The organism is Pauljensenia sp. UMB1177, from assembly GCF_030217965.1.
GTDB lineage: Bacteria > Actinomycetota > Actinomycetes > Actinomycetales > Actinomycetaceae > Pauljensenia > Pauljensenia turicensis_A.
Genome location: NZ_JASOOV010000026.1, coordinates 1 through 286, shown reverse-complemented (window position 1 = coordinate 286; position 286 = coordinate 1). Strand labels below are relative to the sequence as shown.

The 286-nt window shown below is 59.4% G+C and carries 1 protein-coding gene; it reads right to left on the bottom strand.

Annotated features, from left to right (window positions below; translation table 11 throughout):
* Positions 1-286 (bottom strand): hypothetical protein (locus tag QP442_RS08440; RefSeq protein WP_285069786.1); only part of this gene is annotated, 286 nt, incomplete at both ends.

Here is a 286-nt window from a genome sequence, read left to right as displayed (position 1 = left end):
GGAAAGGTTCTCCGGTTCTGCCATCCATTCCGGTCCGAGTTGCTTGGCTAGGAACCGTGCGGCATCCTCGTATTCTTGCGGATCGGGAACGCGACCCCAAGTGAGAGACTGGGTGCCCACCACGTAATTGGCCAGGGCATCGGGAATTGAGGTGACGCGCCGGGCCCGGGAAAGCGCTATCGCGGCAACAACCTGAACTTCCCCGCGGTGAATATGCTCGGGGAAACGTAGTCCCTGGAAAGTAGCAGCGGCGAAAAGCTTATCCCAGAGGAACGGGGTGAGGTTA